This is a genomic window from Maritimibacter alkaliphilus HTCC2654 (assembly GCF_000152805.1).
In the GTDB taxonomy this organism is placed as follows: Bacteria; Pseudomonadota; Alphaproteobacteria; order Rhodobacterales; family Rhodobacteraceae; genus Maritimibacter; species Maritimibacter alkaliphilus.
The window spans coordinates 413,848-438,054 of the sequence record NZ_CH902578.1 but is presented as its reverse complement, the minus strand read 5'-3'; the positions used below and the strand labels follow the sequence as shown (position 1 = coordinate 438,054).

Below are 24,207 nucleotides of genomic sequence, written 5' to 3'. Positions count from 1 at the left end.
GGATTGACCCGCCGCCCCTGCCCTCGCAGGATCGGCGGATGGCGACGCCCGTAACCTCCATTCCGAATCTCGGTCCGGCGACGGCCGAGGGGTTTGAACGAGCCGGCATCGGCTCGGCGGAAGCGTTGCGTGCGCTGGGGGCGGACGCCGCCTATGCGCAATGGCTGGCGGCGGGTGAACCTGCGCATTTCATCGGATATTACGCCCTTGTCATGGGGTTGCAGGGCCGTCCCTGGAACGACTGCAAGGGCGCCGAGAAAGACGCGTTGAAGCTGCGCTTCGACGCGCTCAAGGCCAGTGCGTCGCGCAATCTGACCGGCATCGAAGCGATGCTCGACGAAATCGGAGTGAGGGCCCCACGATGATCCGACTTTTCCTGCTGATCCTTCTTCTCCTGCCCGGCTCGCTTGCCGCAAGCGAGGTGCGCTTCGAGATGGAGGGCTTTCCGCGCCGGTTTCAGGTCTTCGCGCCGGACGAGCCGCAGGGCGAGATGCCGCTGGTCCTCGTGCTTCACGGCGTGTTCCAGACCGACAACCGGATGATCGAAACCACGCGTGGCAAGTGGGGGGAATTCGCCAAGAAGCACAACTTCGTGGCCGTGTTCCCCAATGCGGTGAACCGGGTCTGGGACATCGGTCAGGGCACGGGCACCTTCGAACCCAGCCCCCGCCGCGACGATATCGCCTATCTCGATCAGGTGATCGGGCTGACCGCGCAGCAATACCGGATCGACCGCGACCGCATCTTCATGGTCGGCTTTTCGCTGGGTGCCCAGATGAGCTTTGCCTATGCCTGTCAGCGCGGCGGTATCCGGGGGATCGCGACGGTTTCGATGCCGCTGCCCAAGGCGCTGCTCGACGATTGCGCGCGCACCCCTGCGGTGCCGCTTCTGTCGATCCACGGCACCAACGACCCGGTCATTCCCGCCGAGGGTGGCGACCTGCCGATGCAGGGCGACACGGTTCTGTCGCTCATCAGCCAGCAGGACACGATCGATATGTTCGCGGGCAAGGCGGGCTGCACCGGGCCGGGCGAACTCAAAAGCTACGACCGGCGCGACGACGACACCAAGGCCAATTTCACGCGCCTCGCCGGATGCAGCGTGCCGATCTGGACCCTGTCGATCGAGGGGCTGGGCCACAAATGGCCGGGCGGTGGGCCGGACCTGCCCGTCGCGGTGCTTGGCCGGGGCACGGAAGAGGTCGAAGGCACCGCCTTCGTCTGGTCGTTCTTCTCGTCGATCCGGTAAGGGTCAGGGCGTCATCCCCTGCGCGTAAAGCGCATAGACCGCCCCCCTGTCGCCGCCGCGCGGGACAAGCGCGCTGCCCGCCGCCTCCATCCCGATGTCTTCCAGATGCACGAGCGTCTGACCCATCGGCAGCGCGGTCGCGAGGATCACCATCGGCTCATCGAATTCGTCGGTGACCTCGCGCACATCGAACCGCTGCGCGAGGGCGCTTACAAGGTCAGCGTGGGCGACGGAAATGGCATCGACTTCAGGCATGGTACATGACTCCCGGATACGCATTCAGCGTGGGAGCGGACCGGTTAATTTGGGGTTAACACCTGGCGAGCCGCCCAAAAGAAAAGGCCGCGTCGGTTAACGCGGCCTTTCAAAGTGTCATGGGACGGGCGGATCAGCCGACCAGTTCGAGACCCGAGAAGAAATACGCGATCTCTTCGGCGGCGGTGTCTTCACCGTCGGAACCGTGGACCGAGTTTTCACCGATCGACAGGGCGAATTCCTTGCGGATGGTGCCTTCGGCGGCCTCTTCCGGGTTGGTGGCGCCCATGACTTCGCGGTTCTTCAGGATCGCATTCTCGCCTTCGAGAACCTGAACCACGATCGGTTCGGACGACATGAATTCGCACAGCTCGTCGTAGAACGGGCGCTCTTTGTGGACGGCGTAGAACACACCGGCCTGCTCTTTCGACAGCTTGATGCGCTTCTGCGCCACGATGCGCAGGCCCGCGCCTTCGAGTTTGGCGTTGATCGCGCCGGTCAGGTTGCGCTTGGTGGCGTCCGGTTTGATGATGCTAAACGTGCGTTGAATGGCCATGTCGGTCCCTCTTTCGTGTCGCGGGCAAAGCCCGGTTGCAATCGTCGCGCGGCGGATAGCATGGGGCGGTTTTGGGGGAAAGGGGTTTCGACGCGCTTCTGCACGCCGATCAGGTTGGGGGGCCAGCCCCCCAAATCCCCCCGGGATATTTCAGGACCGGAAAGACGGAATTGACGCGCCTTTGGGGTTCGGGCAGTAGGCGGGCATGTTGAGGATCGACGATATCTCTTACTCGGTCGAGGGCCGTCCGCTGATCGACCACGCCTCCGCCGTGATCCCCGAAGGGCACAAAGTGGGGCTGGTGGGGCGCAACGGGACCGGCAAGACCACGCTCTTTCGGCTGATCCGGGGCGAGCTGACCTTGGAAACCGGAACGATTTCCGTGCCCCGTGGGGCCAAGATCGGAGGGGTCGCGCAGGAAGCGCCCGCGAGCGACGTGTCATTGCTCGATACCGTGCTGGCCGCCGATACCGAACGTGCCGCGCTTCTGGCGGAAGAGACCGAGGATGCGGCGCGGATCGCCGAGATTCAGGCGCGGCTCACCGACATCGACGCCTGGAGCGCCGAGGGGCGCGCGGCCTCGATCCTGAAGGGTCTGGGGTTCGATGATCCCGACCACGCCCGGCCCTGTTCGGATTTCTCGGGCGGCTGGCGGATGCGCGTGGCGCTGGCCGCCGTGCTTTTTGCCGAGCCCGATCTGCTGCTTCTGGACGAGCCGACCAACTATCTGGACCTCGAAGGGGCGCTTTGGCTTGAAAGCTACCTTGCCAAGTATCCGCACACGGTGCTGGTCATCAGCCACGACCGGGGGCTTTTGAACCGCGCGGTCGGGTCGATCCTGCATCTCGAGGCCAAGAAGATCACGCTTTACAAGGGCGGCTACGACACCTTCGCCGAAACGCGCGCGGCGCGTCTGGCCGTGGCCGAGGCCGAGAACCGCAAGAACGCGGCGCGGCGCGATCACCTGCAAAGCTTCGTGGATCGGTTCCGCGCGAAGGCGACCAAGGCCAAGCAGGCGCAAAGCCGTCTGAAGATGATCGAGAAGCTGAAGTTCACGGTGACGCCGCAGGAAGCGGCGTTGCGCAAGTTCACCTTCCCGGAGCCGGAGGAGTTGTCGCCGCCCATCGTGGCGATCGAGAGCGGATCGGTGGGCTATGACGGCAAGGCGGTACTGTCGAAGCTGGACCTGCGCATCGATCAGGACGACCGGATCGCGCTTCTGGGCAAGAACGGCGAAGGCAAGTCGACGCTGTCCAAGCTGATCTCGGGCCGGCTGGCGTCGATGGGCGGGCGTGTCACCACGGCCTCCAAGCTGCGTATCGGCTATTTCGCCCAGCACCAGATGGACGAGCTTTACCCGGACGAAACACCCATCGATCACCTGCGGCGGCTGCGCCCGGACGAAACCCCGGCCCGCCTGCGCGCGCGGCTGTCGGGCTTCGGGCTGGGCGCCGAGCAGGCGGAAACGGTCGTGGCGCGGCTGTCGGGGGGGCAGAAGGCACGGCTTACGCTGCTGATCGCCACCATCGACGCGCCGCATCTTCTGATCCTCGACGAGCCGACCAACCACCTCGACATCAAAAGCCGCGAGGCGCTGGTCGAGGCGCTGACGGAATACACCGGCGCGGTCGTGTTGGTGAGCCACGACATGCACCTTTTGTCGCTGGTTGCCGACCGGCTCTGGCTGGTGAAGGGCGGGCGCGTCACGCCGTTCGAGGAAGACCTCGAAGCCTACCGCAAACTGCTGCTCACCTCGGACAAGCCGGAGAAGCCGGCCGAGGAGAAGCCAAAGCCCAGAAAGGCCAGCCGTGACGAGGTGCTCGCGCTGCGCTCCGAGGTGCGCAAATGCGAGGCGCGGGTCGAAAAGCTCGAGGATATGCGCGAGAAGCTGGCCAAGAAGCTGGCCAACCCCGACCTTTATGACAAGTCCAAGGTCGGCGAGATGGAAGTCTGGCAGAAGAAATATGCCGAAGTGATGGACGGGCTCGACCGGGCCGAGGCGCTTTGGATGCAGGCGCAGGAAAAGCTCGACAGGGCGCAGGCCTGACGCGCAGGGTGACCCCATGAGTTTCGACGCGCTCCTGCCCGCCTTCGTCACGCTGTTCGTGATTATCGACCCGATCGGGCTGGCGCCGGTGTTTCTGGCGCTGACCAAAGATATGACGGCCCCGCATCGCCGGGTGGTGGCGGTGCGCGCGGTTCTGGTCGCCGCCGTGATCCTGATGATCTTCGGGCTGGCGGGTCAGGCGGTGCTCGACCTTTTCGGTATCTCGATGGCGGCCTTTCGCATCGCGGGCGGCGCGCTGTTGTTCCTGACCGCGCTCGACATGCTGTTCGAGCGGCGCAAGCAGCGGCGCGAGAGCCAGTCCGAGGCGAGCGTGCTGGACCCCGCCGACGATCCCAGCGTGTTCCCGCTGGCCATGCCCCTGATCTCGGGGCCCGGCGCGATGGCGACCATGATCCTGCTCATGGGCGGGGCGGACGAGGTGGTGGGCAAGCTGGCCATCGTCGGTGTCATGGTCGCCGTGCTGGTCTGCGTCTTCGCCTTCTTCCTCGCCGCGGGGGCGCTGGGGCGATACCTCAAGGACACCGGGATCAACGTGGTGACCCGCCTGCTCGGCATGTTGCTGGCGGCGCTGGCGATCCAGTTCATGATCGACGGGCTGGCGCAGACCGGGCTGTTCGGCTGATCCGCCGCATGGAAACCGCCCTGCCGCGTGCCTATGTGATACGGCATGGATAGCTACGAAATCGGTCGTCTCACCTACCTCGTCCTGCTCGGCGCCGCCGTGATCGGGTCGTTCTTCATGATGAACAAGGCCAATCTCGGCAAAAGCCTGCAACAGCTAGCGATCTGGGCGCTCATCTTCGTGGGCGCGATCGGCGCCTATGGGCTGTGGAACGACATCAGCCGGGATGTGATGCCGCGCCAGTCGGTCGTCTCGCAGGGTGTGGTGGAGGTACCGCGCCGCCCCGACGGGCATTTCTATCTGACGCTGGAGGTCGACGGAACGCCGGTGAATTTCGTCGTCGACACCGGGGCCAGTCAAGTGGTTCTCAGCATGGACGACGCGCGCCGGGTCGGGCTGAACCCCGACGACCTGCCCTTCATCGGCACCGCCATGACCGCGAACGGCGAGGTGCGCACCGCGCCGACCACGGTCGACGAGATGGTGCTGGGCGATATCACGGAACGCGACGTGCGCGTTTACGTGAACGAGGGGGCGATGGATATGTCGCTTCTGGGCATGACCTATCTGCGCCGCTTCGACCGGATCGAGATCGCGGACGACATGCTGATCCTCACGCGGTGAACCGTCAGAGCGGGAAGAACAGGCTGATCGCCACCACCGCCGTCACCCCGACGATCAGGTTCATCGGCACGCCCATCTTCAGGAAATCCGCGAACTTGTAGTTGCCCGCACCGTAGACCAGCGTGTTGGTCTGGTAGCCGATGGGGGTCGCGAAGCTCGCGCTGGCCGAGAACATGACGGCGACGACGAAGGGGCGCGGGTCGACGCCCATCTGGGTCGCGAGCCCGACGGCGATGGGGGTGAAGATCACCGCCACCGCGTTGTTCGTCACCACCTCGGTCAGGATCGACCCGACCACGTAGACCGCAAGCAGTGCCATGAACGGGGATAGCCCGTCGAGCCACGGGACCAGCATCTGAACGATCCGTTCGACCGCGCCGGTCGCCTCCAATCCGAGGCCGATGATGAGCATGGAAAAGATCAGGACGAGGATCGAGGCGTCGATGGAGGACCACGCCTCGTCGTTGTCGATGCAGCGCAAGACGAGGATCAGCGCGACGCCCAGCAGTGCGAGGATGCCGATAGGCAGAATGTCGAAGGCGGCGAGGCCCACGATCCCCACCAGCGTCAGCACCGCGATTGGGGCCTGACGGCGGCGGAAGGCGCGCCCGCCGGGTTCCGTGACCGAGATCACGTCGCCGGAGCGGGTGAGTTCTTCGAAACCCTCCGCAGTGCCCTCGAGCAGCAGCTTGTCGGCGGGGCGCAGGCGCACGCTCGACAGATCGGCACCGGCAATGTGGTTCGGGCGATAGGCGCCCAGCACGCGCATCCCGGCCCGGCGCCCGAGCGCGAGGTCGGCGATCCGCACCCCGGAGGACCGGCGCGAAGGTGTCACGATGGCCTCGGCCACGCGGACCTTGGCGCTTGCGTCCAGTTCGATGGACCGGCGCAGACCGACGCGCAGACCGGATTGCTGGGCCAGTGTCAGAAGCTCCGAGGTCGGAGCGAACAGGATGACCGCGTCGCCCTTTTGCAGGACGATGTCCGGCAGGTCGCGCCGTTCGATCTGCGGCCCGCGCCGGACCCCGGTGATCCGGATGCCGGCCCGCTGAAAATCCGCGACCTTGCCCAGAGCCTCGCCGATCTGGGGATAGTCGGCGCGGATGGTGATTTCCGACAGGAACGCCGTTTCTTCGCTATCCTCCGGCAGGTCGGATGCCCGGTCGGGCAGCAGGAAACGCCCGAGGATCAGCATGGACAGACCGCCGACCACGGCCACGACGATGCCGACGGGCGCGATTTCGAAGATCGAGAACGGCTCCAGCCCCGCGTCGCGGGCCACCCCGTCGACAAGGATGTTGGTGGAGGTGCCGATGAGGGTGCAGGTGCCGCCGAGGATCGCGGCATAGGACAGCGGGATCAGCAGCCGGGTCGAGGCGAGGTTCAGGCTCGCCGCCAGCCGGATCACGACCGGGATCAGGACCAGAACCACCGGGGTGTTGTTCATGAAGGCCGAGGCGACGATTGTGGCGAAGACGAAGATCAGGACCGCGAGCACGGGCCGCGTCTGCGCCCGCCCGATCACCAGCCCGGCAAGGCTGTCCAGAACGCCGGTGCGCACCAGCGCGCCCGACACGACGAACATCGCGGCGATGGTGATGGGGGCGGAGCTGGAAAACACGCTCATCACCTCGTCGGTCGGGGTCAGCCCCAACACGATGAACAGCGCGGCACCCCCCGCCGCCGTGACCTCGGGCGGGTATTTCTCGATCGTGAACGCGATGAAGAGGAGGAGCAGAAGGCCCAAGGCGACGATGGCCGGGTCGACTCCGAGGAATGAGGTCATGATTGCCCTGATCCAATCCGAACGTCCGGGGGAAACGCATGGACGCGCGCCCGTGTTCATGGGCACTGGAGTTATTTTTCCTGCCCGATGCAAGAATGAAATCGGCCCGCGTGACGGATGCACGCGGGCCGGCTGGTATCAGCGTCGAAAGCGGGCGGAGACCCGCCTGAACCGGCTTATTTCGGGGCCATCCGGATCGCGCCGTCCAGACGGATCACTTCGCCGTTCAGCATCGAGTTCTCGACGATGTGGCGGGCCATGGCGGCATATTCAGACGGTTTGCCAAGGCGCGACGGGAACGGAACCTGCGTGCCGAGGCTTTTCTGCGCCTCTTCCGGCAGGCCTTCCATCATCGGGGTCAGAAACAGGCCCGGCGCGATGGTGCAGACGCGGATGCCGTCGCGGGACAGTTCGCGCGCTAGCGGCAGGGTCAGGCCCGCGACCGCCCCTTTGGACGCGGAATAGGCCACCTGACCGATCTGGCCGTCGAAGGCCGCGACCGACGCGGTGTTGACGATCACGCCACGCTCGCCGTCTTCGGTCAGCGGTTCGGCCTGCATCATGCCGAGCGCGGATTGCGACGCGCAATAGAACGTGCCTGCGGTGTTGACCATCAGGGTCTTGGCGAATGCGTTCGGGTCGTGGACGACCCCTTTGCTGACCGCCTTGCCGATGGTGCCGATCCCGGCGCAGTTCACCATGATCCGCTCCTGACCGTTCTTGGCGCGGACGGTTTCGAACCCGGCGGCGACGCAGTCGGCATCCGACACGTCGACCTTGGCGAAGGCCCCGCCCAGTTCTTCGGCGAGTTTCGTGCCCGCCTCTTCGTTCAGATCGAAGATGCCGACGGGCGCGCCCGCTTCGGCCATGGCACGGATCACGGCGGCACCGAGGCCCGAGGCGCCTCCGGTGACGACGACGGGGGTCTCTTTGGAAATCTGCATGCTGTCCTCCAACTTGGTTGCTTGGTGGGTAGCAGCCGCTGCACACCTGCGCAACGTGATCGGTATACGAGGCGGGGCGCGCCGCGCCGGGTGACGTAACGTTCGCGGGCGGGCGCCTATTTCGCCATCACCTTTCGCCGCATCTCGCCCGGCAGGATCTCTTCCGACGGCCACCGGCCCGTGGTGAGGGCATCGTCGTAACCTTGCGTCAGACCGGCCCGCCGCATGGCTGCGACCGAGGGCGCGGGGTCGTAGGACAGCCGCCGGATATGGGCTCCCTTCGGGTCGAGCCGCACGTATTGCCCGCCCGGCACCCCGTTGTTGGGCGGCATCCCGATGACGCCCGCGTTGATCCAGCGACGCCCCGCCACGACGCGCTGGAACCCGAAACCGCAATGGCCCGCCACCACACCGTCCACCGGCCCGACCTCGGCTTCGATCGCACCGATTTCCTCGGCGAACTCCGGCTGGCGCGACACGGGCCACAGGAAGCGCGAGACGTCGGTGACACCGCCGTGGATCACGGCATAGCGGCGGTCGGCATGTTCGAAAACCGCCAAATCGGGGAGACCCGCGAACCAATAGCGGCTCGCGGTCGACAGCGTCGCGTTGGTATGCGCCCACCATTTGACCGACAGCGTGTCGCAGACCGACCCGGCCGCGAACCCGCAGCCGCAATCGGCGCCCCCGTCCGCCAGTTGCTTTTCGATGTTGCCCGCGATGCCGCGCCAGCCCAGCCGGCGCACCATGTCCGCACAGACCTCGCCCTCGGCGCAGTAGCCCGCGAGATCGCCGGTGAACAGGATGTTCGCGCCCGCGATCCCCTCGTCCCGCGTGACGTCGCGCAGCGCCAGAAGCGCGGACAGGTTGCCAAGCGCCCCGCCCCACAGCACCACCGGGCCTTCGAGGCGGCCCAGATCGGTGATTTTCATGGTGTCCTCCCAGACACGCCCACTTGAAACGGGCGCTTCGGAGAACCATAACACGATCATTCCAAAGAGACGCAATCACAATGACCCCAGCCGACACCGGCACGCTGCTCGACACCGCCTTTTGGACGAGTGTCGGCGCCATCCTCCTCCTCCTGATCCTGTCCGGGTTCTTTTCCGGGTCCGAGACGGCACTGACCGCCGCCTCGCGCGGGAAACTGCGCGCCAAGGCCGACAAGGGCGACAAGAAGGCCGAGCGGGCGCTGGTCATCACCGAAGACAACGAACGCCTGATCGGGTCCGTCCTTCTGGGCAACAACTTCGTCAACATCCTCGCCTCGGCGCTGGCGACCGCGCTGTTCACCCGGCTCTTCGGCGACAGCGGCGTGGCTTATGCGACGATCATCATGACGCTGCTGGTCCTGATCTTCGCCGAGGTGCTGCCGAAGACCTATGCCATCACCCGCCCGGAAAGCGCGGCGGGCTGGGTGTCGGCCCCGATCCGTATCGTCATCTTCGTCCTCGCCCCGATCGTGAGCATCGTGCGGGGCCTGGTCCGGCTGATCCTGCGCGCCTTCGGCGTTCAGACCGACCCCGACAGCCAGATCCTTGCCGTGCGCGAGGAGATCGCGGGTGCGATCACGCTGGGCCACCACGAAGGCGCGGTTGAGAAAGAGGACCGCGACCGCCTTTTGGGCGCGCTCGATCTGGGCGACCGGACGGTGGAGGAGATCATGCTTCACCGCAGCCAGATCGAGATGATCGACGCCTCGAAATCGCCGACCGAAATCCTCGAACAGGCGTTGTCGTCGCCCCACACCCGCCTGCCGATCTACAGCGAGGAGCAGGAGAACATCGTGGGCGTGATCCACGCCAAAGACCTGAGCCGCGCCATGTATGCCGCAGGTCAGGCCGCGGGCGAGACGGGCCGGACCGAGGCGTTCGAAACCTTCGACATCCTCAGCGTGGCGATGAAGCCCTATTTCATCCCCGAGACAACGACGCTCGACGACCAGATGCGCGAGTTCCTGAAGCGTCAGACCCACTTCGCCCTCGTCGTGGACGAATATGGCGCGCTTCAGGGCCTCATCACGCTCGAGGACATTCTCGAAGAGATCGTGGGCGAGATCACCGACGAATTCGACACCAACGACGCCGGCGACAACCGGCTGTTGTCCGATGGCAGCTATTCGGTGGATGGCGGCATGACGATCCGCGACCTCAACCGCGCGAACGACTGGGCGCTGCCGGATGAAGAGGCCAACACCATCGCGGGCCTCGTCATTCACGAGGCGCAGACGATCCCGAACGAGGGTCAGGTGTTTTCCTTCCACGGGTTCCGGTTCGAGGTGACCAAGCGCGTCGACAACCGGATCGCGCGCCTGAAAATCCGCAAACTCGGCGCCTGACGCAAGGTCCGGTCTTTCCGGCGAACCGCCCGGTTCATAGGGTTCGCAAAACGGAGGGGTCATGCGCGAACGGATCATCGACTGCGGAAACGGGTTCTGGAACATCCGGGGCAGCTTCAAGCTGGGCGGGCTGATCGAAATCGGCACGCAGGCCTCGCTCGTGCGCCTGTCGGACGGTCGGTTCGTCATGCTGGACAGCTACACCCTGTCGCCCGACCTGCTTGCCGAGGTCGACACCATCACCGGGGGCCGTGAGAACGTGGTCGCGGTGGTGAATCTGCATCCGTTCCACACGCTTCACAGCGAGGCGATGCAACGCGACTTCCCCGATGCCACGCATTACGGAACGCCGCGCCATGTGCGCCTGTTTCCCAAGCTGAAATGGGGCAACCTCACGGCGAACGACCCGGCGCTCTGGGCGACGTTCGCCCCCGATCTCGAGTTCACGACGCCCGACGGGGTCGAACTGATCCCGGCGAACGAGAAAATCCATTGCGGCTCGGTCCTCGCCTATCATCCGGCGAGCGGCACGATCCATGTGGACGACACGTTCAACTATCGCCCGCCCCGCTCCGAAGGCAAATCCGGCAAGCTGGGCGTGCATCCGACCCTGTCGATGGCGCTGGAAAAACGTGCCGGGGCGGCCAGCGCCTTTCGCGACTGGGGCGCCGGGATCGTCACGCGCTGGAACGGGGCCGAGCGGCTCTGCGCGGCCCATTCGGGCGTGCTGACCCCCAAGCGGCTTGGCACCACCAACCTGTCGGACGCGATGCGCGACGCCTTGGCGGGTGCCGAGAAGAAACTCGCCCGTCACGAGCGAAAGCATAGCTGAGACTTCCGGTCCGGCGCCACGTGCCGCTAAGATCGCAGCGGATCTATTTGGGCAGGGATGCGGATGCGGCGTGTTTTGAGTTTCGTGGCGATGTCCGCGGTGCTGACGGGGTGTCTTGCGCGCGGCCCGGGAACGGCGGTGCCCTATCCGCCCCATGTCGCCGCGATCCCCGTGACGATGCCCGCGACGGCCCCGGCCATCGCGCAGCAGTTCATTCCCCTGACCCCCACCGGCCAACCCGGCCATATGGGCATCGACGTGGCCGACGCGACGGGAACGCCGGTGATCGCCGCCGCGCCGGGTGTCGTGACGATCAGCCTGTATGAACCGGCATACGGCAACCGGATCGTCATTGACCACGGGAAGGACTCGACCGGGCGGCGCGTCCAGACGCTGTATTTCCACCTTGCCGCGCGTCAGGCCGAGGTCGGGCAGCGCGTCGCGCGGGGCGCCCCCATCGGCACGCTCGGGGAGACCGGGCTTCTGTCGTCCTATCCCCACCTGCATTTCGAGTATCACCGCGAGGTCGAACCGGGCGCGCGGGTCAGATCCGGCAACAACTGGTGGCAGGGCATGGTGCAGGAGGACCCGAACGGAAACTGGGTCGACGGACCGGGCCGTGTCACCTGCTACCGGGGTCAGAGCGCGCCTGCCGACAAGATCACCTATCCGGTCGTCTGCCGGGGAAGCTCGTCGCCGGGGCTCACCGCGCCTTGAAGATGGTTCCGAAGATGCCGCGCACGATCCGGCGGCCCGTGGTGCCCTTGAGCTCCTTGATGATGACCTTGGTCACCTCTTCGCCGACCTGACTGCCGAACGAGCGGTCGTCTTTCTTCGTGGTCTTGCGGGTGGTCCGGCTTGGGCTGCGGCCCCCGTCATAGCGGCGGGCGTTGTTGAATTCGCGCGGGCCTGCTGCGTCCTCGGGTTCGGCAACGGCGGCTTCCGCCGCTTCGGCCTCTTTCGCCGCCGCTTCGGCGCGGGCGGCGAGGATTTCCGCCGCGGATTCCCGGTCGATCAGGGCTTCGTATTTGCCCGCGATGGGCGAAGTATCGATCACCGACTTGCGCAGGGCCGGGTCGATCGAGCCCAGATACGAGGACGGCGGGCGGATCAGCGTGCGCTCCACCACCCCCGGCGCGCCCTTGGCTTCGAGGAAGGATGTCACCGCCTCGCCCACGCCGACCTCGCGGATCGCGTCCTCGGTCGAAAAGCGGGGGTTGTCGCGATAGGTTTCCGCCGCCTGCCGCAGATCCTTGCGGTCCTTGGCCGTAAAGGCGCGCAAGGCGTGCTGGATACGGTTGCCCAATTGACCCAGCACGTCCTCTGGCACGTCCGCCGGGTTTTGCGTGACGAAATAGACGCCCACACCCTTTGACCGGATGAGCCGCGCAACCTGTTCGACCTTGTCGACCAGCGCCTTGGGGGCGTCATCGAACAGAAGGTGCGCTTCGTCGAAGAAGAACACCAGCTTGGGTTTGTCGGGGTCGCCCACCTCGGGCAGTTCCTCGAACAGTTCCGACAACAGCCAGAGCAGGAAGGTGGCGTAAAGCTTGGGCGACGCCATCAGCTTGTCGGCGGCAAGGATCGAGATGCGCCCCTGCCCGTTCGGCTCGGTCCGCATCATGTCGGACAATTCCAGCGCCGGTTCCCCGAACAGCCGTTTACCGCCCTGGTTTTCGAGCACCAGAAGCGCCCGCTGGATCGCCCCGACCGAGGCCGTGGCGACGTTGCCATAGCGCAGCGACAGGTCTTCGGCGTTCTGGCCGACCCAGACCAGAAGCGCCTGAAGGTCTTCGAGGTCGAGAAGCGGCATGCCCTGTTCGTCGGCGACCCGGAAGGCGATGTTGAGCACCCCTTCCTGCACGTCCGTGAGCTCGAGGAGACGCGAGAGCAACAGCGGCCCCATCTCGCTCACCGTCGTGCGGATCGGGTGGCCCTGTTCGCCGTAGATGTCCCAGAAGGTGACCGGGAACGCCTCGTAGGCGTAATCCTCGAAGCCGATGATGCCTGCGCGTTTCTGGAATGGCTCATGCAGCTTGTGGTCGGCGCTCATGGTCGCGGCGAGACCGGAGAGATCGCCTTTCACGTCCGAGACGAAGACGGGAACCCCGGCCTTGGAGAACCCTTCGGACAGGATCTGGAGCGTGACGGTCTTGCCGGTCCCGGTCGCGCCCGCGACCAGACCGTGCCGGTTCGCGTATTTCAGGAGCAACCCCTGCTTGGTGGCGTATTCCTCGCCGCCGCCACCCACGAAAATCGCCCCGTCCAGTCCGCCAACCATGCCCCGAATACCCCTTAGTCCTGCAACGTTCTCAGGTGACAATACATTTTTAACCCTTTCCTGCCAGAGTGATCCGCATCCGGGCGCATGTCCATTTGGGTCCGGATGACTTCCTCCCTGTCAGACTGCCGCGCCCCTTGGGGCGCGGTCTTTTTGCGCCCGGTCCCGCGCATCGCGGTGAAGAGGGGATCACCAGAGGCGAAGTCCCTTGTTTTCATGCGTCTGCGGCACGTCTTCACGATCCGTTACGGGTTCCATCACAGATCGCGAATGGGCTGTTGACGGGTCTCATCTTTCATCGTAGCGTCCTGCCCATAAGTCGGCCAGTCCGGCAGGGAGAACAAAAAAACGAGAAAGGGTTCGCAGTTTGCGGGCCCTTTTTCTATCGTGGCGACCCCTTGTCCGGACACCCGACGCCCCCGGCCCGCATGGGCGGAAATCTGCGCGGACCAAATCGGGGGCTGACCTCATCCAAGGCTCATGTTAGTGGGTCCTTCGACAACTCCGGACGGAAACAGGGAAACCACAATGGCAACGATCCTGAAACCTCTTGGCCTTGCCGCGCTGATCGCGCTGGGCGGTGCGGCCTATGCGCAAGACACCAACGAAGGCGACGCACCGGCCGCCGAAGCGCCTGCCGCCGAAGCGCCTGCCACCGACGCCCCCGCAACCGAAGAGGCCCCGGCCGCCGCTGACGAAGCGACCGGCAACCCGGACCTCGACATGGGCGAAACGACGGAAGCGCCGCAGGTCGAAACCTATGTCGACGAAGTGTTCGACGACTGGCAGCGCGAATGCCTGCGCATTCCGGGCAACGACGGCCCCGCGCCCTGCCAGATCACCCAGTTCCTGCGTGAAGAGCCCGAAGGCGCGCCGGTCGGCAAAGTCTCCATCGGCAAGCTGCCGGAAGGCAACGAGGCCGCAGCCGGTTCGATGATTATCGTGCCGCTCGGCGTTCTACTGACCCAGCAGATGACCATCGGCGTCGACAGCGCCGCGCCCAAGCGCTACCCGTTCCGCTTCTGCGATCCGAACGGCTGTGTCGCCCAGATCGGCTACACCTCGGCCGAAGTGGCGGCGTTCAAAGCGGGCGGCTCGGCGACCCTGACGGTGGTGCCGGTCGCGGCCCCCGACCAGAAGGTCGAACTGCCGCTGTCGCTCAAGGGCTTCACCGCCGCCTATGACTCGCTCGAGCAGCCGGCAGCCCCCGAGGCCGCCGCACCCGCAGCGGAAGCCGCGCAGTAAGCTTGGCTGACATCGAACGATCGAACCGCCGCGCCCACCGGGTGCGGCGGTTTTCGTTTCAGGAGCCGGTTTTCAAGGTGCGGTCAGCGCGAGTACGGCGTTCATGCCCCCGAAGGCGAAGGCGTTGGACAGAACCGCTTCGACCCGTGCCGTTCGCGCCTGTCCGGTGACGAGGTTCAGCGCGATATCCGCATCCGCCTCGCGCCATCCGACGGTGGGTGCGATGACGCCTTCGCCAAGCGCCAGCAGGCAGGCGATCAGCTCGACCGCGCCGGCCCCGCCGATCAGGTGCCCGTGCATGGATTTGGTGGAGGACACCGCGACCCGGTCGGCCTCCGGCCCGAACGCGGCGCGGATCGCCGCCGCCTCGGTCCGGTCATTGGCCGCCGTGGCCGTGCCGTGGGCGTTGATGTAGCCGATGTCGCCCGGCGTCAGGTCCGCGGCCCGGAGAGCCCCCGTTATCGCCGCCGCCGCCCCGGCTGCGTCCGGCAGAACGATGTCGCGCGCATCCGAGGTCATGGCGTGGCCCGCGACATGGGCGAGGATGGTCGCGCCACGGGCGCGTGCGTGCTCCTCGGCCTCGAACACGAAAATCGCCGCGCCTTCGCCCTGCACCATGCCGTCGCGGCTGGCGCAGAACGGGCGGCATCCGGTTGCCGACATGACGCGCAGCCCCTCCCACGCCTTCAGCCCGCCGAAGGTCAGCATCGCCTCGGTCCCGCCCGTCAGCATCACGTCGGCCTGCCCGCTGGTGATCAGGCTCGCCGCCTGCCCCATCGCGTGATTGGACGACGCGCAGGCGGACGAGACGGTGAAGGACGGCCCCCTGAGGCCGTGGCGCAGCGTCAGATGGGCGCTTGGCGCATTGCCCATGAGCCTGGGCACGGTGAACGGGTGAACCCGCGCCTTGCCCGCCTCATAGACCGCACGGAAGCCGTCGTCCTGCGTTTCCATCCCGCCGCCGGAATTGCCGAGGACCGCACCGAACCGGGGCGCGAGGTCGGGATCGGCGGCAAGCCCCGCCTGCCCCATCGCCTCCTCCGCCGCGACGAGCGCGAACTGGCTGAACCGATCGGTGAGCGAGATCGTCTGACGGTCCAGATGCGCCGCCGGGTCGAAGCCCGCGACCTGCGCCCCGATCGGGGCTGTCAGCCGGTCCGCGTCACGAATGTCGAGCGGGCCGATGGCGCATCGGCCGGCTTTCATCGCCTCGAAGGTCTCGGAAACGCTTGCGCCGAGCGGGTTGATCGTCCCGGCCCCGGTGATGACGACCCGCCGCATGAGGTGGCTCAGGCGCCCCGCGCCCCGACCAGTGCGCGCACCGCGTCGATCACCCCGTTCACGGTGGTCAGATCGTAGCCCCCCGCCTCGGGCGCATTGGCGTTGAACGGCACCGACACGTCGAAGGTTTCTTCGATGGCGAAGATGATCTCGACCAGCCCCATGCTGTCGATCCCGAGGGTTTCGAGCGCGGCGTCAGGGTCGATGTCGGCAGGATCGCGCACCGCCTGGCGGGCGAGAATGTCGATCACCTGTCCTGCGATATCGTCGGTCATGTCTTTCATGGTCGCCTCCATCCTGTCTCATTTCCCGGTCCCCTGCCACCGAAATGCAACGCCGGGATGACGGCGCAAGAAAAAACCGGCGCAGGCAAGGCCCACGCCGGTTTTCAGGATCTCGGCCCCGGTCAGCTGTCGAGCATACGCAGATCGACGCCGGCGGCCTGAAGCGCGGCCCAGATGCGGGCGTCGCGGCCATACATGTCGTTGCGATAGTTCATCTCGCCACGCGTATCGGTGAAGGCCGTGCGGTAGACGAGGTGCACCGGAACCGGCTCGTCCAGCTCGACCTTGGTTTCCTGCCCCGTGCGCAGGATCGACTGGAAGAACCCTTCGGGGTCGGCCTCCTGCGGCGCGAGCATGGTGTACGCGAAGTCGAACGGTTGCTGGAGACGCACGCAACCATGACTGAAGGTCCGCACTTCACGCCCGAACAGGCTCTTGGACGGAGTGTCGTGCAGGTAGATGTTGTATTGGTTCGGGAACATGAACTTCACGTAGCCCAGTGCATTGCCCGGTCCCGGCGGCTGACGCATGTCGAACGGGAAGTTGCGGGCCGAATATTGCGAAAAGTCCGTCGCCCGGCTGACCGTCCTCCCCCGCGCATCGGTGATGAGCAGGTGACCGGCCGCACCGCTGTTGGCGCGCAGGGCGGGCAGATATTCGTTCACGATGATCGAGCGCGGCACATACCACGACGGGTTGATGACCATGTGCTCCATCATGTCCGAGAATTCGGGCGTGCGGTGGGTCGACAGGTTCTGGCCGACGACCGACCGGGTTTCGAACGTCACCTTGCCACCGTCGACGACGCGGGCGGTGAAGGTGGTGAGGTTCACCCAGACGTAGCGGTCGCCGCGTTCGATATTCATCCAGCGTTCGCGTTCCATCGCGACGATGATGCGCTCCAGCCGATCCTCGACCGGCGTGTTGATCGCCTTGACCGTGTCGCCACCGGCGACCCCATCGGCGGTCAGCCCGTGGTTGGTCTGGAACCGCTGCACCGCCCGCTGGATATTCTCGTCGTATGTCTGCGTTGCCGAGCGATCCATGTAGCCCATAGTGACCAGACGGTTGCGCAACTGGATCACCGCCTGCCCCTGATCGCCGGGGCGCAGCGAGCCGGCCTGAACCGTCGGACCCCAGCCCCCCTCGGCCCGGACACGCTCCAGCCGCAGCTTTTCACGCATCAGGCGGGCGTATTCCTCGGATTTCGGGGGCAGCGTGCGCAGGAACGGCGCGGGCTGCGCCTGCGAGAACGCCTTGAGCAACTCGGTGCGATCCTTGAGCGGCACTTCGCGCTTGATCCCGTCGTCGACGGCCGCGGGCGTCAGAATGCCGGTCTGGATGTATTTCGCATAGGTCAGGAAGAGCTTGGAAAGATCGACTTCGACGCGGCCCAGATCGCGGGGGCTGTCGATGGCCCGCATCGCGTTTTCCAGTGCGGCGGTGTCGAAGGCACGCTCCGGCAGCCCGTGGTCGTCGGCATGCTGGATCGCCTGAAACAGCGCCATGATCCGCGCCTGATGCTCGTCCGAGCCCGAGGTCCAGATCGGCTGATAGCCATTCTCACGATAAAAGCCCGCGATATCCTCGTCGTCCGAGGCCGCTTCGGCGATCGCCTGTGCGAAGGTGGAAATCTTGATCTGCGCCGTCGCGGGCAAGGTGGCGACCGCGGTGGCAGGCACGGCAAGTGCGATAGAGAGCAGGATCGGGCGGAATAGGCGGTTGAGCTTTGTCGTCTTCATGGTCCCCGGTTCGTCAAATGGCGTTTCTTCCCTAACTCCCAAGTCTTGCCACAGGGTCCATCCGGGGGAAATCACAAAGCCGACAGGTCCGGGCGTTTCGGGCCGTCGCCCAAGGGGTGCGACAGTTTCACCACGCTTTAAGGCAATGTTTGGGCTTTTCAGCGAGATTTTGCCCAAACCCCTTGATTCGTTCCGAAGGGCAACAAACTGGGCTTTTCCCACGAATCGAGTTGTGTCATATTCCCCTCATCGCCTGGGGACTAATGGCGAAATATCCCGCTGAACGGAGTGGGTAGGCAAGAAACTGGGACGTTTGGGACAATGACGATGTCGAGCTCCAATGGCATGAGCCGCCGTGCTCTGCTGGGTGCCTTCGCGGCAACCGCAGTAGCAGCAGCACCGACCTTTTCAAATGCAGCAGGGTTCCTTCGTGGCGCGGGTGACGTGCGGCGGATCGCGATGTACGCGGGCCGAACCGGCGAAAGCATCAACACGATCTACTGGATCGAGGGCGAGTACATCAAAGAGGCGCTCGCCGAGATCAATTACTTCATGCGCGACGCGCGGGTCGACAAGCAGATTGCGATCGACACGCGGACGCTGGACATCACCGCAGCCGCGCACGCGCTGCTCGATTCCACCGAACCCTACATGCTGCTTTCGGGCTACCGTTCGCCGGAAACCAATGCGATGCTTCGGTCCCGCTCGCGCGGCGTGGCGAAGAATTCGCTTCACCTCAAGGGTCAGGCCGCCGACCTTCGCCTGAACTCCCGCTCGGTGAACCAGATCTTCAAGGCCGCTCAGGCCTGCCGCGCCGGCGGCGTCGGCAAATACTCCGGCTCGAATTTCGTGCACATGGATTGCGGTCAGGTCCGCTCCTGGGGCAGCTGATTGCGCCCGAGTGCGACAAGGAACCACCCCGGCCCGCGCGCCGGGGTTTCTTTTTGCCCGCACGCGACCGAATGCGCGATAGACGGCCCGGCCCCGCGCGGCTAAGTCCGGCCCCATGAAACCGTTTCTGATCCTTCAGCTTCGCCCCGAAACCGACGCCGCGGACGATGAATTCGCAGCGATACTCGCCAAGGGCGGTCTGGACGAGGGCGAGGTGCACCGCATCCGTCTGGATCAAGAGGATTTGCCGGACGATCTGGACCTGACCGCCTATTCCGGCGTGATCGTCGGCGGCGGTCCGGGCTGCGTTTCGGATGCGCCGGAGACGAAAGACCCGGTCGAGGCGCGGATCGAGGCGTCGATCCTGTCGCTCATGCCCGAAATCACAGAACGCGACCTGCCGTTCCTCGGCTGCTGCTACGGGATCGGCATTCTGGGCCACCACCTCGAACCCGGCTCGGTGTCCAAGGCCCGCTACGGCGAGCCTGTGGGCGCCACGACCTGCACCCTGACCGATGCGGGCAAGGCCGACCCTTTGCTCGCCGGAATGCCCGCCAGCTTCAAGGCTTTCGTCGGGCACAAAGAAGCTCTGCAACATCTGCCCGATGGGGTCGTCCACCTCGCCCAATCCGCGCCGTGCCCTTTTCAGATGATCCGGCTCGGCGCGAACGTCTATGCCACGCAGTTCCACCCCGAGCTTGACGGACACGGGCTGGAAACCCGGATCAACATCTACAAGCACCGCGGCTATTTCGCGCCCGACGAGGCCGAAAGTCTGATCGCGAAGGGTCATGCGGAAACGGTCGAAGCCCCGGCGCTGGTCCTGCGAAACTTCGCGACCCGCTATCGCCGGTAAGGGCTTATTATCAACGCTTTACCCCGTGTTTCGCACTTAAAACCTGAAGCTCACGCAATCCCGCTGTAGATCAGCCGCACGGCAAGCACCGCGAGGATGACGAGGACCGCGCGCTGGAACATCACCTGCGGCAGCCTGCGCCCGAGCCATGCCCCCACCGGCATCCCCAGCATGAGCGGGATCAGGGCCAGCGCGCTCAACAGCACGAGGTGCGGGTTCGTCACGCCCAATGCGAATTGGGCCGGCAACTGGACCACCCCAAGCGTCACGAAGAACAGCGAAATCGTCGCGATGAAGGTCTCGCGTTTCAGGTCGAGCGCGTTGAGGAAGGTGATCGAAACGGGCGCGGACAGGCCCGTCGCCCCCTGCAAGACCCCGGCCACCAGTCCCGCAGGCACCGCGGCGCGCCATCCGGCCGCCATGGTCAGTCGCCAGCGCGGATTGAGCAGCCGGAAAACCACATAGGCCGCAAGCACCAGCCCGACGCCGAACACCAGTAGGTCGGGCTCCCATCCCGCTAAGGCGACGGTTCCCAACCCGACGCCGACCCCGCCCGCCGCCGCGAAGAACACCGCGAAGCGCGGCGCCTCGAGCGCGCGCCGGTATTGCAGGAATTGCCAGAGGTTCGGCACGATGTTGGCCAGCACGAACACCGCCACCGCGAACTGAATGTCGCGCTGCATCGCCATGAGCGGGACCGCGAACAGCGGCGCACCCGCCCCGGTCGCCCCTTTGACGATTCCCCCGGCGGCGAAGGCGAGACAGACGAGGATGACGGCTTGAATGTCCATGAGCGTCCCGTGTTGTTTTGCGGTCCCATACCACGCGGGACGGGCGAGGAAACCTGCGGAACGTCACGAACGCCTGATTTTTGGGCAGCGACCCGCGTTTGTCAGGTTTCGCGTGAAATGAGGGTGTTACACCCCGGCCCATCCCAATAACGTGGGGGAGACAGACAAACGGAAGGCCCCAAATGGCGATCCATGCGAGCATCTATCACCTGACCCATTACAAGTATGACCGGCCCGTCACGTTGGGGCCGCAGATCATCCGGCTCAGGCCCGCGCCGCATTCACGCACCCGCGTCATCTCGCATTCGCTCAAGGTCTCGCCCGGCGGCCATTTCGTGAACCACCAGCAAGACCCGTATGGCAACTGGCTGGCGCGTTTCGTGTTTCCCGAGCCGGTGACCGAGTTCAAGATCGAGGTCGATCTGGTCGCCGATATGTCGGTCTACAACCCGTTCGATTTCTTCGTCGAAGAATATGCCGAGGAATGGCCCTTCGACTATCCGGCCGAGCTGACCCCCGATCTGGCGATCTACCGCACCCCGGAACCCGAGGGGCCGGGGCTTGCCAAGTTCATCGGCTCGCTGGACTTGGGCGAAAAGCGGACGGTGGATTTCCTCGTCGGGCTGAATGCCGCGATCTCGAAGCATGTCGAATACACCATTCGGATGGAACCGGGGGTGCAGACGCCGGACGAGACGCTTCGGATCGGCTCCGGCTCCTGCCGCGATTCAAGCTGGCTTCTGGTGCAGGTGCTGCGCCATCTGGGTTTCGCCGCGCGGTTCGTGTCGGGCTACCTGATCCAGTTGGAGCCGGACCTGAAATCGCTCGACGGCCCGTCGGGGACCGACCACGATTTCACCGATCTTCACGCCTGGTGCGAGGTGTTCATCCCCGGTGCGGGCTGGATCGGGCTGGACCCCACATCGGGGCTTCTGACGGGCGAAAGCCATATCCCGCTGGCCGCCACGCCGCATTACGTGAACGCCGCCCCCATCGCGGGCGGCTATTCCTCGGCAGGCACACCGCAGGTCGATTTCGCCTTCGACATGCAGGTAAAGCGCGTGTCGGAACATCCCCGCATCACCAAACCCTTTTCCGACGAGGCGTGGGAGCGGCTGAACAAACTCGGCCAGCAGGTCGACGCGAGCCTCGAGAAAAACGACGTGCGCCTGACGATGGGGGGCGAGCCGACCTTCGTCTCCATCGACGATTTCGAGAGCGACGAGTGGAACACCGCCGCCGTCGGCCCGCAGAAACGCGCCCTCGCCGATCAACTCATCCGCCGCCTGCGCGACCGTTTCGCACCGGGCGGGTTCCTGCACTACGGGCAAGGAAAGTGGTATCCGGGCGAAAGCCTGCCGCGCTGGACCTTCTCGCTCTACTGGCGGCGCGACGGCAAACCCGTCTGGCGTGACGAAAGCCTCATCGCGCATGAGGGCGACGACACCGGCGCGGGGGCACCGGAGGCCGAGAAACTGCTCGATGGGATCGCCGCGCGGCTGGGGCTCGACGGCAAGTTCACCCATGCGGTCTATGAAGACCCGGCCGAGTGGATGCTGAAGGAGGGCAAGCTGCCCCCGAACGTGACGCCCGAGGACAGCAAATTGAAAGACCCCGAGGAGCGCAGCCGGTTCGCCCGCGTGTTCGAGCGGGGGTTGGATCAGCCGGTGGGCTACGTCCTCCCCATCCAGCGTTGGCAGACCAAGGCGACCGGCGCGCGCTGGCTGTCGGAAGTGTGGAAGACCCGGCGCGGCAAGCTGTTCCTCATTCCCGGCGACAGCCCCGCCGGTTTCCGTCTGCCGCTGGGGGCGCTGCCGCATGTGCCGCCCGCGCAGTATCCCTATCACTACGTCACCGATCCTTCGATCGAGGTCGGCGACCTGCCCGACTATCACGAGGAGCTGGAAAAGCGCGCGCCCGAGACCGACAGGTCGCGCGCCCAGCCGGTGAGTGAGGCGCAGGGCGCGGAGCCGGCACAGGAGATCGTGGAACAGGTGCTCGACACCGTTGGCGGCGTGGTGCGCACCGCGCTGTCGGTCGAGCCGCGCGACGGGCGGCTTTGCGTCTTCATGCCGCCGACCGAAAGCGTGGACGACTACCTCGAGCTTGTCGCCGCCGCCGAGGAAAGCGCCCGCGCGCTTGGCATCCCGGTCCATATCGAAGGCTACTCGCCCCCGCACGATCCACGCCTGAACGTGATCCGCGTGGCCCCGGACCCCGGCGTGATCGAAGTGAACATTCACCCGGCCCATAGCTGGGACGATTGCGTGGCGACCACCGAGGCGATTTATGAAGAAGCGCGGCAATGCCGTCTCGGCGCCGACAAGTTCATGATCGACGGGCGCCACACCGGAACCGGCGGCGGCAATCACGTCGTCGTGGGCGGCGGCACGCTGAATGACAGCCCGTTCCTGCGCCGCCCCGACCTGCTCAAGTCGCTGATCCTGACGTGGCAGCGCCATCCGTCGCTGTCCTACCTCTTCTCCGGCCTCTTCATCGGCCCGACGTCTCAGGCCCCGCGCATCGACGAGGCGCGCCACGACACGCTTTACGAGCTGGAAATCGCGTTGTCCCAGATCAATCCGCCCGCAAACGGCAGCGTCCCGCCGCCGTGGCTGGTGGATCGACTGCTGCGCAACATGCTGACGGACGTGACCGGCAACACCCACCGGGCCGAAATCTGCATCGATAAGCTGTTCTCACCCGACGGTCCCACGGGCCGTCTGGGGCTGGTCGAGTTCCGGGGCTTCGAGATGCCGCCGCATCCGCGCATGTCGCTGGCCCAGCAACTGCTGCTGCGCGCCATCATCGCCCGCTGCTGGGATGCGCCGGTCGAGGGCAAGCCCGTGCGCTGGGGCACGGTGCTGCACGATCGCTTCATGATGCCGCATTTCCTGTGGGAGGATTTCCTCGACCTGCTCGCCGATCTGCGCCAGCACGGCTTCGACCTCGACCCGGTCTGGTTCGAAGCACAGGCCGAGTTCCGGTTCCCGTTCTGCGGTCAGGTCGACGCCGAGGGCATCAACCTCGAAATCCGGCAGGCGCTGGAGCCGTGGCACGTGCTGGGTGAAACCGGCGCGATCGGCGGCACGGTGCGCTACACGGACAGTTCGGTTGAGCGGCTTCAGGTCAAGCTCACGACGCTCCATCAGGACCGCTACCGCGTGATGTGCAACCGCCGCCCCGTTCCCCTCGCCCGGTCCGGCACGTCGGGCGTGTCGGTGGGTGCGGTCCGGTTCAAAGCCTGGCAACCTGCAGAAGCCCTGCATCCCACTCTGCCCGTCAACGCGCCGCTGACCTTCGACATCTACGACGACTGGACAGGCCATGCGCTGGCGGGCTGCACCTATCATGTCGCACACCCCGGCGGGCGCAATTACGACACCTTCCCGGTCAACGGGAACGAGGCCGAGGCGCGGCGACTGGCGCGGTTCGAGGCGCATGGTCATTCGACCAAGGCCTATCGACCGGAACCCGAACCCACCCATCCGGAGTTTCCGATGACCCTTGACCTGCGCCGCCCCGTCGGGCTGGTCTAAGTCAATCGCGACGCGCTCGGAGA

General features: G+C 65.7%; 22 protein-coding genes. 12 read left to right on the top strand and 10 right to left on the bottom strand.

The window, feature by feature from the left end; translation table 11 throughout:
- The first annotated feature begins 38 nt into the window (after positions 1-38).
- Positions 39-365 carry a TfoX/Sxy family DNA transformation protein gene (locus tag RB2654_RS03285; protein ID WP_008328557.1) on the top strand — a complete coding sequence of 109 codons (327 nt, stop codon included), beginning with the start codon at positions 39-41 and terminating at the stop codon, positions 363-365.
- Positions 362-1,249 (top strand): CE1 family esterase, encoded by an 888-nt coding sequence (locus RB2654_RS03280; protein WP_008328556.1) that lies wholly within the window; start codon positions 362-364, stop codon positions 1,247-1,249. Before RB2654_RS03285 ends, RB2654_RS03280 begins: the two co-directional genes overlap by 4 nt.
- A 3-nt stretch (positions 1,250-1,252) precedes the next feature.
- Here the strand turns inward: RB2654_RS03280 and RB2654_RS03275 are convergent, their stop codons facing one another.
- A complete protein-coding gene (locus RB2654_RS03275; protein ID WP_008328550.1) occupies positions 1,253-1,504 on the bottom strand; it encodes a hypothetical protein in 252 nt (83 codons plus the stop codon).
- 133 nt (positions 1,505-1,637) lie between these two features.
- Positions 1,638-2,060, bottom strand: coding sequence for a nucleoside-diphosphate kinase (gene ndk / locus RB2654_RS03270; protein ID WP_008328547.1), 423 nt, complete (start codon positions 2,058-2,060; stop codon positions 1,638-1,640).
- A gap of 205 nt (positions 2,061-2,265) precedes the next feature.
- Between ndk and RB2654_RS03265 the strand changes: the two genes are divergently transcribed.
- Genes RB2654_RS03265 through RB2654_RS03255 form a run of 3 tightly spaced genes read left to right on the top strand, consistent with a single transcriptional unit; the run spans position 2,266 to position 5,374 of the window.
- Positions 2,266-4,107, top strand: a complete 1,842-nt coding sequence (locus RB2654_RS03265; RefSeq protein WP_008328544.1) for an ABC-F family ATP-binding cassette domain-containing protein — start codon at positions 2,266-2,268, stop codon at positions 4,105-4,107.
- Between the two features lie 16 nt (positions 4,108-4,123).
- Positions 4,124-4,750: a MarC family protein gene (locus RB2654_RS03260; protein WP_008328542.1), complete on the top strand. Its 627-nt coding sequence runs from the start codon at positions 4,124-4,126 to the stop codon at positions 4,748-4,750.
- 45 nt (positions 4,751-4,795) lie between these two features.
- Entirely contained in the window at positions 4,796-5,374 is a 579-nt protein-coding gene (locus tag RB2654_RS03255; protein WP_008328540.1) for a retropepsin-like aspartic protease family protein, read from the top strand.
- 4 nt (positions 5,375-5,378) lie between these two features.
- On the opposite strand, the gene RB2654_RS03250 is transcribed toward RB2654_RS03255, so the two are convergent.
- The 3 genes from RB2654_RS03250 to RB2654_RS03240 all read right to left on the bottom strand — a co-directional run bounded on the left by RB2654_RS03250 (position 5,379) and on the right by RB2654_RS03240 (position 9,036).
- Complete coding sequence (locus RB2654_RS03250) at positions 5,379-7,160, bottom strand: SLC13 family permease (RefSeq protein WP_008328538.1); 1,782 nt, start codon at positions 7,158-7,160, stop codon at positions 5,379-5,381.
- 176 nt (positions 7,161-7,336) lie between these two features.
- Positions 7,337-8,104, bottom strand: a complete 768-nt coding sequence (locus RB2654_RS03245) for an SDR family NAD(P)-dependent oxidoreductase (protein WP_008328537.1) — start codon at positions 8,102-8,104, stop codon at positions 7,337-7,339.
- 116 nt (positions 8,105-8,220) lie between these two features.
- Positions 8,221-9,036, bottom strand: coding sequence for a metallophosphoesterase family protein (locus RB2654_RS03240; protein WP_040884334.1), 816 nt, complete (start codon positions 9,034-9,036; stop codon positions 8,221-8,223).
- An 80-nt stretch (positions 9,037-9,116) separates the two neighbouring features.
- Here RB2654_RS03240 and RB2654_RS03235 point away from each other — a divergent pair, with 80 nt between their 5' ends.
- From RB2654_RS03235 to RB2654_RS03225, 3 genes are all read left to right on the top strand, one after another.
- The gene (locus tag RB2654_RS03235; RefSeq protein WP_008328534.1) at positions 9,117-10,442 is read left to right on the top strand and encodes an HlyC/CorC family transporter; all 1,326 of its coding nucleotides are present in this window, start codon (positions 9,117-9,119) and stop codon (positions 10,440-10,442) included.
- Between the two features lie 61 nt (positions 10,443-10,503).
- Positions 10,504-11,274, top strand: coding sequence for a hypothetical protein (locus RB2654_RS03230; protein ID WP_008328533.1), 771 nt, complete (start codon positions 10,504-10,506; stop codon positions 11,272-11,274).
- A gap of 90 nt (positions 11,275-11,364) precedes the next feature.
- A complete protein-coding gene (locus RB2654_RS03225) occupies positions 11,365-11,991 on the top strand; it encodes a M23 family metallopeptidase (protein WP_008328532.1) in 627 nt (208 codons plus the stop codon).
- Here RB2654_RS03225 and RB2654_RS03220 read toward each other — a convergent pair.
- Positions 11,978-13,555: a helicase HerA-like domain-containing protein gene (locus RB2654_RS03220; RefSeq protein ID WP_008328531.1), complete on the bottom strand. Its 1,578-nt coding sequence runs from the start codon at positions 13,553-13,555 to the stop codon at positions 11,978-11,980. The two genes, RB2654_RS03225 and RB2654_RS03220, sit on opposite strands and share 14 nt — an antisense overlap.
- Positions 13,556-14,083: 528 nt before the next feature.
- On the opposite strand from RB2654_RS03220, the gene RB2654_RS03210 reads away from it, so the two are divergent.
- Complete coding sequence (locus tag RB2654_RS03210) at positions 14,084-14,800, top strand: invasion associated locus B family protein (protein ID WP_008328529.1); 717 nt, start codon at positions 14,084-14,086, stop codon at positions 14,798-14,800.
- 72 nt (positions 14,801-14,872) lie between these two features.
- Here the strand turns inward: RB2654_RS03210 and RB2654_RS03205 are convergent, their stop codons facing one another.
- The 3 genes from RB2654_RS03205 to RB2654_RS03195 all read right to left on the bottom strand — a co-directional run bounded on the left by RB2654_RS03205 (position 14,873) and on the right by RB2654_RS03195 (position 18,107).
- A complete protein-coding gene (locus RB2654_RS03205) occupies positions 14,873-16,081 on the bottom strand; it encodes a beta-ketoacyl-[acyl-carrier-protein] synthase family protein (protein WP_008328527.1) in 1,209 nt (402 codons plus the stop codon).
- Between the two features lie 8 nt (positions 16,082-16,089).
- The gene (locus RB2654_RS03200; protein ID WP_040885417.1) at positions 16,090-16,356 is read right to left on the bottom strand and encodes an acyl carrier protein; all 267 of its coding nucleotides are present in this window, start codon (positions 16,354-16,356) and stop codon (positions 16,090-16,092) included.
- Positions 16,357-16,487: 131 nt separating this feature from the next.
- The gene (locus RB2654_RS03195) at positions 16,488-18,107 is read right to left on the bottom strand and encodes a L,D-transpeptidase family protein (protein ID WP_008328523.1); all 1,620 of its coding nucleotides are present in this window, start codon (positions 18,105-18,107) and stop codon (positions 16,488-16,490) included.
- 345 nt (positions 18,108-18,452) lie between these two features.
- On the opposite strand from RB2654_RS03195, the gene mepK reads away from it, so the two are divergent.
- Positions 18,453-18,998, top strand: coding sequence for a peptidoglycan L,D-endopeptidase MepK (mepK, locus tag RB2654_RS03190; protein ID WP_407943655.1), 546 nt, complete (start codon positions 18,453-18,455; stop codon positions 18,996-18,998).
- A 115-nt stretch (positions 18,999-19,113) separates the two neighbouring features.
- Positions 19,114-19,854 carry a glutamine amidotransferase gene (locus RB2654_RS03185; RefSeq protein WP_008328519.1) on the top strand — a complete coding sequence of 247 codons (741 nt, stop codon included), beginning with the start codon at positions 19,114-19,116 and terminating at the stop codon, positions 19,852-19,854.
- Positions 19,855-19,904: 50 nt separating this feature from the next.
- On the opposite strand, the gene RB2654_RS03180 is transcribed toward RB2654_RS03185, so the two are convergent.
- The gene (locus RB2654_RS03180) at positions 19,905-20,645 is read right to left on the bottom strand and encodes a sulfite exporter TauE/SafE family protein (protein WP_008328518.1); all 741 of its coding nucleotides are present in this window, start codon (positions 20,643-20,645) and stop codon (positions 19,905-19,907) included.
- 182 nt (positions 20,646-20,827) lie between these two features.
- Between RB2654_RS03180 and RB2654_RS03175 the strand changes: the two genes are divergently transcribed.
- Complete coding sequence (locus tag RB2654_RS03175) at positions 20,828-24,184, top strand: transglutaminase family protein (protein WP_008328517.1); 3,357 nt, start codon at positions 20,828-20,830, stop codon at positions 24,182-24,184.
- Positions 24,185-24,207: the final 23 nt, after the last annotated feature.